Below are 6,389 nucleotides of genomic sequence, written 5' to 3' on the forward strand. Positions count from 1 at the left end.
TATTAAATAGCAAATCAGGGGCGAGCAATCGCCCCTTTTTTTATTCGCTGCGCTGACGCATCACCCCTTCCTGTACCGTCGAGGCCACCAGCACGCCTTGCTGATTATAAAACTCGCCCCGCACAAAACCGCGCGCGCCCGAGGCAGAGGTGCTGACCACGCTATAGAGCAGCCATTCGCTGAAATCGAACGGACGGTGGAACCACATTGAGTGGTCGATGGTCGCCACCTGCATATCCGCTTCCAGAAAACCCTTGCCGTGCGGCTGCAGCGCCACCGGCAGAAAATTGAGGTCAGAGGCATAGCCCAGCAGGTACTGATGGATACGCAGATCGTCCGGTAATACGCCGTTGGCACGGATCCAGACCTGACGTTCAGGTTTATCAACGTGCCCCTTGAGCGGGTTGTGCAGTTGCACCGGGCGAATCTCCAGTGGCCGTTCGGCGATAAATTTCTCCCGCAGTTTTTCCGGCAGCAGATGTGCCATTTTCTGCGCCATCACCTGCTCGGAGAGCAGATTTTCAGGACCGGCCACGTCGGGCATCGCATTCTGATGTTCAAAGCCGCTTTCTGGTGCCTGGAACGAGGCGGTCATATAAAAAATCGGCTGGCCATTCTGTATCGCGCTGACGCGACGGGCGCTGAAGCTCTTGCCGTCACGCAGGGTTTCAACATCATAAATAATCGCTTTCTGGCTATCGCCGGGCCGCAGGAAATAGCTGTGAAATGAGTGGATGATGCGATCTTCCGCGACTGTCTGCTTGGCCGCATACAGCGCCTGTCCGACTACCTGACCGCCAAATACCTGACGCAGCCCGAGATCTTCACTCTGACCGCGATACAAACCCTCTTCCAGCTTTTCCAGATTTAATAAATTCAGCAGATTTTGCAGTGCCTGGCTCATGGCGCATTCCTCAATATAGTGACCGGCTCAGTGTGAAAGATCCGACCAGTTCACGTCAATCAGACTTTCCACTTTAGCGTGGCCAGGCAAAATCCCGATTTTGTGCCAGTATTAAGCACATACGGCGAGTGAAGCGCTGTACGCAGGATTCGCTGCCGAAATCATTTTGATCAAAAGGAGACGACATCAATGAAACTCTGGCATGTGTTCAGTGGGGTAGTTATGGCGGTTGCTGTTGCAGGATGCGCCGACAAGAGTAAACCGGTACCAACACCAACGTTGGGATCGGCCGTGGCAGGACAGCAGGCGGCGATAGCGCAGCCTAACGTCAGCGGTTCGGTCTATATCCGACAGCGTATTGCGCTGCCGCCAGATGCGGTACTTACCGTGACGCTCTCTGACGCGTCTGTGTCGGATGCGCCATCGAAAGTCTTGTCGCAGCGCGTGGTGCGCACGGAAGGTAAACAGGCGCCATTCCAGTTCGTGCTGCCGTTTAATCCAGCCGATATTCAGCCAAACGCGCGTATTCTGCTGAGCGCCGCTATCTCAATTGATGGCAAACTGGCCTTTATTACCGAAGGCGTGAAACCGGTCATTAACCAGGGCGGCACTAAAGCTGAACTGCTGCTGGTACCGGTACCGTCAATGGCGATGCCAACCCAGCCCGGCGCCGCGACCACCGTACCGTCAACGTCACCGACTCAGGTGACGCCGTCCGCTTCTGTGCCGGCACCGACCAGCCTGTAATTTTATGCGGGGCGACGCTGTCGCCCCTTTTCAGGCTTAAAAGCGCCAGCGATAAGCCTCAAGATCGATGCGACCATCATCACTCACCACCACACCTTCCGCCTCCAGCGCATCGCGCTGACGAAACAGTCCGTCCCCCTGAAGTGAGATCGCCCCATGCCGGTTAACCACCCGATGCCAGGGCAGGGTGCTGCCCTGCGGCAGGCGGCTCAGCACACCGCCGACCTGACGGGCGGCACGTGGAGAGCCAGCCAGCAGCGCGACATCACCATAGGTCGCTACCTGGCCCGCAGGAATCGCGGCAACAATTTGCCAGATGCGTTGCTGAAAACTGTCAGGGTGATCCATCTGCTTATCCCGTCTGGAAAAAAGGGCGTCAACTTTATCATGTGAAACGCCAGCGGAGCGCGGCAAACTGTGGATTGTGCAAGAAATCAACGGTCGTCCCGACTGCGCTTGCAATTGCCAGGGCCTTCCCCGATAATGCCTGCGCTCTCGAAATGAGGGCTTGTCAATGGGGGCCCTGTTGGTTCTCCCGCAATGCTAGCTTGTGAACTCGGTCAGATCCGGAAGGAAGCAGCCGCAGCAGGTGACGCGTGTGCCGGGATGTAGCTGGCAGGGCCCCACCACTTTCATCTCCCCCATAACCTATCCCTTATCAGATTCCAGACAGGCGAAACTCGCCTGAGGCCGATCCATTGCCGGCAGGCGAGAGGATTAAATGCTTAGGATGAGGCAATCAAACGAAAGGGTTGTGCAAATTAACGCACAAATTTCCACACCGAACCTGGGACTTTATCGTAAAGCTTGTTCATCGTCAGTTCAGCCAGGCGATGATCGGCCGCTGAGTAAAATACCGCTAACTCATCTTCAGGTAATTCATACTTGTTTTTTTCAATGACCCTTTCAAGGGTATCGATTGAGCGACAACGACGCAGTCGCATCAAATAATCCGTTTTAGTCAGGTTTTTGTTCATAAATAAACCGTTCTCACGTCAGTACTTATAATGAATGGCTCGGTTGCTGGAGAAAAGCGCACTCTTCAGTGAACAGGTTAAATAAGCGTTTAGCTGAACGTTGCCACCGTTGCAGATCCTGAGTATTGACACCATAGTTGCTGAACAACATAAAGGTATCATCAAGATATTCATCGATTTGCGAAATCAGCGCTTCATCTTCAACGTGCTTAATTTTGTAATTCATGGTGAAAGAGGCGATATGCTCGATCAGATCATTGAGCTGTAAATTGCTTTCAGAAGTGGGATCATTAACCCAGCCGTGATGGCTATCCGTTAATGTTGCCATGCTCTCGTCAAACAGACTCTCACACAGGTATTTAAGCTGGGCAATATCATGCCGTTTCGGTGAGTATTCGTCCATCTTTTTCCCCTCCATAGCTAGCACAGTTGCCGCGCGGCGGCGATATAGGATAAAGCGGCCAGGAAGCGATTTATCAGGCAGTTACTAAACGGGATTCGTCAAATATAGTGTAAAACCATTAGCTCTGCTCACCTCCATTACTAAATATTACAATTCATCGGCGGGAGAGGGACGCGAGTTGTGGATCACATCAAACACAAGCGCACCGGGCTCAATATGAAAGGTAACCCGTTCTGACTGGCTAACAGTTTCATTTAGATCCAGGCAGGGACTAAATAAATTCCACTCAAAATCGTAAAGTAACTTAAAACTATTAGGGGCTGCTTTTCAACAGAAATAATTTTCATACTACCTGGAACTAACCGCGCTTCTTGTGAATACCAGCGTAAATCGCCTGCCAGTTCATCCGATATTTTGAGAATATTCCGCTGAATAATCGCGGCTATTTTTGGGCAGTCCTTCTCGTCCTGCGCAATATCACATTCAATTCTTAACAGCATAACTCATCCGTTAATAACAGTTGATAAACCTATCATTGGTTTTCTGCAACAGCTTTGCAAGCCAGCCGCGAGTGAAATTGACAATTTCTGTCATTTGCTGACCGTTGATTCCGGCGTCATAGCGACTCTGCCTGCATCGGGACCGTGGCGTCGTCAGATGAAATTTAATTTTTTGATACACATTGGCCAGGTCACCGGAGAACAACATCAGATATTATAGTTGTTATGTTATAACATTTTGGTGAAATGATGCGGCAGAGTGGACTTTTGATGTCACTGGGTGGACGACTGGCGGTAGCGATGTTTTTTATCGCCTTACTGACGGCGGCAATGTGGTGGGGAATCAGCGGATGATTACGTTTAATGCACTGCAGGCGGGTTATCAGGGGCGGGGAGTGACACCTGAAATTACCGGTTGGCTTGCGCCAGGTAGCATGACCGCGCTGGTCGGGGCTAACGGCAGCGGCAAGTCAACGCTGTTAAAGACCATTGCCAGGTTGTTACCGCCAGTAAAAGGGCAGTGCCAGCTACAGGTTACCCGACGCGATACCGGCTGGCTGCCTCAGCGTAGCGAACTGGAAACCCGTTTTCCCCTGACGGTGTATGAACTGGTTTCGATCGGCTGCTGGCCGCGCTGTGGCTGGTTTGGCGGCATTAATCGGGCATTGCGTCGCGAGATCTGGCAGGCGCTGGAGGCGGTGCAGATGGAAGAGTATGCCGATGCGCAGCCGGTTACCTTATCCGGAGGGCAGCTGCAACGCGTGCTGTTTGCCCGACTTATGCTGCAACGTAGCCGGCTGTGGTTGCTGGATGAACCTTTTAACGGCATTGACAGCCAGACCGTGACTTTACTGATGTCGATCCTGGAGCAACAGCAGCAGGCGGGCACCACCTTGCTGGTGGTGCTGCACGATCGTCCTCTGGTCGCGCGCTACTTCAGGGAGGTGCTGTCGATGGATGACGGTACCTTCAGCCAGACGCTTGTCGCCAATTCAGCGTTGCAGAAGGTGGCGCCGTGACGTTGATTCAGCCCTTTATCGAATTTGGTTTTATGCGTCGTGCGCTGGTGGCCTGTATCGCACTGGCGGTCAGCGCGACCCCGCTGGGTGTATTCCTCTCGCTACGTCGCATGAGCCTGATTGGCGATGCGCTATCCCATGCCGTATTGCCCGGTGCCGCCATCGGTTACCTGATCTCCGGCCTTTCGCTGGTGGCGATGGGGATCGGGGGGCTGATTGCCGGCCTGGCGGTGGCGCTGCTCTCCGGCGCGGTGAGCCGTTATACACCTTTGAAAGAGGATGCCAGCTTCGCCGGTTTTTATCTGGGATCGCTGGCGCTTGGCGTCACGCTGGTTTCACTGCGCGGTTCAAGCGTGGATCTGCTGCACGTCCTGTTCGGATCGCTGCTGGCGGTGGATAACGGCGCGCTGCTGCTGGTCGGCGGTATCGCCGCCTTCACCCTGATCCTGCTGGCGATACTCTATCGCCCACTGGTGATTGATGCTTTTGACAGTGACTTCCTGCGGGCGCAGGGCAAATGGAGTGCGCCGCTGGTACATGGTCTGTTTCTGATGCTGGTGGTGCTGAACCTGGTGGCAGGTTTTCAGGTGCTCGGCACGTTGATGTCGGTGGGATTAATGATGTTGCCCGCCGCCAGTGCCCGATTCTGGAGCCGCCATCTCGCTGCGATGCTGGCGATAGCCATTCTGATGGCGGTGATCTCGGCGCTGGTGGGGCTGATACTCTCCTGGCACTTTTCGCTGCCGGCCGGGCCCGCCGTGGTGCTGAGCGCCGCCATGCTGTTTTTTCTCTCGATTTTGACAGGGCCGTGCGGTGGCATTTTGCGCCGCCATTAAACGTAAGGGGTAGCTATGAAGAAATTACCGGTTAGTCTGGCGCTCGCCGCGCTGTTTACCGCGCCATTGGCTATGGCAAAAACGGTGGATGTGGTAGCCAGTTTTACCGTGCTGGCAGACATCGTGAAACAGGTCGGTGGTGATCATGTGAAGGTTAAAAGCCTGGTCGGACCGGATGGCGATCCGCATACCTTCGAACCGACGCCGCAGGACAGTCAGGCGCTGGCGAAAGCCGATCTGGTGTTTGTCAGCGGTTTAGGGCTCGAAGGGTGGATGGACCGGCTGGTTAGCGCATCAGGCTATCGCGGGCGGCCGGTGGTGGCCTCCACCGGCATCACCACGCGCAGCATGGAGGATGAGGGGAAAACCATCACCGATCCCCATGCCTGGAACAGCATGCAGAACGGCGTGATTTACGCCACCAACGTGATGGATGCGCTGGTCAAGGCTGACCCGGAGGATGCTGCGCAGATTCGTCAGCGTGGTGAGACCTACATTCAGCAGTTGCAGGCGCTGGACAGCTGGGCGAAAACGGCTTTTGACCGGGTGCCCGCCGAACGACGCAAAGTGCTGACCAGCCACGATGCGTTTGGCTATTTTGGCCAGCGATACGGCGTCACCTTCCTGGCACCGGTCGGTTTCTCCACCGAGTCGGAAGCCAGCGCCAGTGAGGTAGGCAGCCTGATCTCACAGCTGAAACAGCAGCATATTCAGCGTTACTTTATTGAGAACCAGACCGACCCGCGACTGGTGAAGCAAATTGCCAGTGCTACCGGTGCCCAGCCAGGCGGGGAGCTTTATCCGGAGGCGTTGTCATCGGCGACCGGTCCGGCACCGACCTATGAAGCGGCATTCAGACACAACGTAGATGCAATGCTGAAAAGTATGCAATAGTCATAGAAAATCCCGCACCTGGCGTAATGCTCGACAGTGAAGGTTAAATTTGCAAAAGCTGTCACGGTCAAACGTGGCAGCTTTTTGTCTGGGCAGGCGGGCCTGAGCG

At 54.6% G+C, this 6,389-nt stretch carries 8 protein-coding genes, 1 other RNA gene and 1 pseudogene; 5 read left to right on the top strand and 5 right to left on the bottom strand.

The window, feature by feature from the left end; genetic code table 11:
- Positions 1-40 precede the first annotated feature (40 nt).
- Entirely contained in the window at positions 41-904 is an 864-nt protein-coding gene (gene tesB, locus HA41_RS07230; protein WP_094120202.1) for an acyl-CoA thioesterase II, read from the bottom strand.
- Between the two features lie 189 nt (positions 905-1,093).
- Here tesB and HA41_RS07235 point away from each other — a divergent pair, with 189 nt between their 5' ends.
- Entirely contained in the window at positions 1,094-1,651 is a 558-nt protein-coding gene (locus tag HA41_RS07235; protein ID WP_094120203.1) for a YbaY family lipoprotein, read from the top strand.
- A gap of 36 nt (positions 1,652-1,687) precedes the next feature.
- Here HA41_RS07235 and HA41_RS07240 read toward each other — a convergent pair whose 3' ends face one another.
- Positions 1,688-1,999 (bottom strand): MGMT family protein, encoded by a 312-nt coding sequence (locus tag HA41_RS07240; protein ID WP_094120204.1) that lies wholly within the window; start codon positions 1,997-1,999, stop codon positions 1,688-1,690.
- Positions 2,000-2,175: 176 nt separating this feature from the next.
- On the opposite strand from HA41_RS07240, the gene ffs reads away from it, so the two are divergent.
- Positions 2,176-2,272, top strand: an RNA gene (gene ffs / locus HA41_RS07245) — signal recognition particle sRNA small type.
- A gap of 140 nt (positions 2,273-2,412) precedes the next feature.
- Here the strand turns inward: ffs and HA41_RS07250 are convergent.
- The 3 genes and pseudogenes from HA41_RS07250 to HA41_RS07260 form a co-directional block, all read right to left on the bottom strand.
- Complete coding sequence (locus tag HA41_RS07250) at positions 2,413-2,628, bottom strand: HHA domain-containing protein (protein WP_031374659.1); 216 nt, start codon at positions 2,626-2,628, stop codon at positions 2,413-2,415.
- A gap of 25 nt (positions 2,629-2,653) precedes the next feature.
- Complete coding sequence (gene tomB / locus HA41_RS07255) at positions 2,654-3,031, bottom strand: Hha toxicity modulator TomB (RefSeq protein WP_031374658.1); 378 nt, start codon at positions 3,029-3,031, stop codon at positions 2,654-2,656.
- 147 nt (positions 3,032-3,178) lie between these two features.
- Positions 3,179-3,531 (bottom strand): annotated as a pseudogene (locus HA41_RS07260) (hypothetical protein).
- Between the two features lie 350 nt (positions 3,532-3,881).
- On the opposite strand from HA41_RS07260, the gene HA41_RS07265 reads away from it, so the two are divergent.
- The 3 genes from HA41_RS07265 to HA41_RS07275 are packed head-to-tail and all read left to right on the top strand — an operon-like array spanning position 3,882 to position 6,280.
- The gene (locus tag HA41_RS07265; RefSeq protein WP_094120205.1) at positions 3,882-4,550 is read left to right on the top strand and encodes a metal ABC transporter ATP-binding protein; all 669 of its coding nucleotides are present in this window, start codon (positions 3,882-3,884) and stop codon (positions 4,548-4,550) included.
- On the top strand, positions 4,547-5,386 hold the full coding sequence (locus tag HA41_RS07270; RefSeq protein ID WP_094120206.1) for a metal ABC transporter permease: 840 nt from the start codon (positions 4,547-4,549) through the stop codon (positions 5,384-5,386). Before HA41_RS07265 ends, HA41_RS07270 begins: the two co-directional genes overlap by 4 nt.
- Before the next feature lie 15 nt (positions 5,387-5,401).
- Positions 5,402-6,280 (top strand): metal ABC transporter substrate-binding protein, encoded by an 879-nt coding sequence (locus HA41_RS07275; protein ID WP_094120207.1) that lies wholly within the window; start codon positions 5,402-5,404, stop codon positions 6,278-6,280.
- Positions 6,281-6,389 lie beyond the last annotated feature (109 nt).

The organism is Pantoea conspicua (genome assembly GCF_002095315.1).
GTDB lineage: Bacteria > Pseudomonadota > Gammaproteobacteria > Enterobacterales > Enterobacteriaceae > Pantoea > Pantoea conspicua.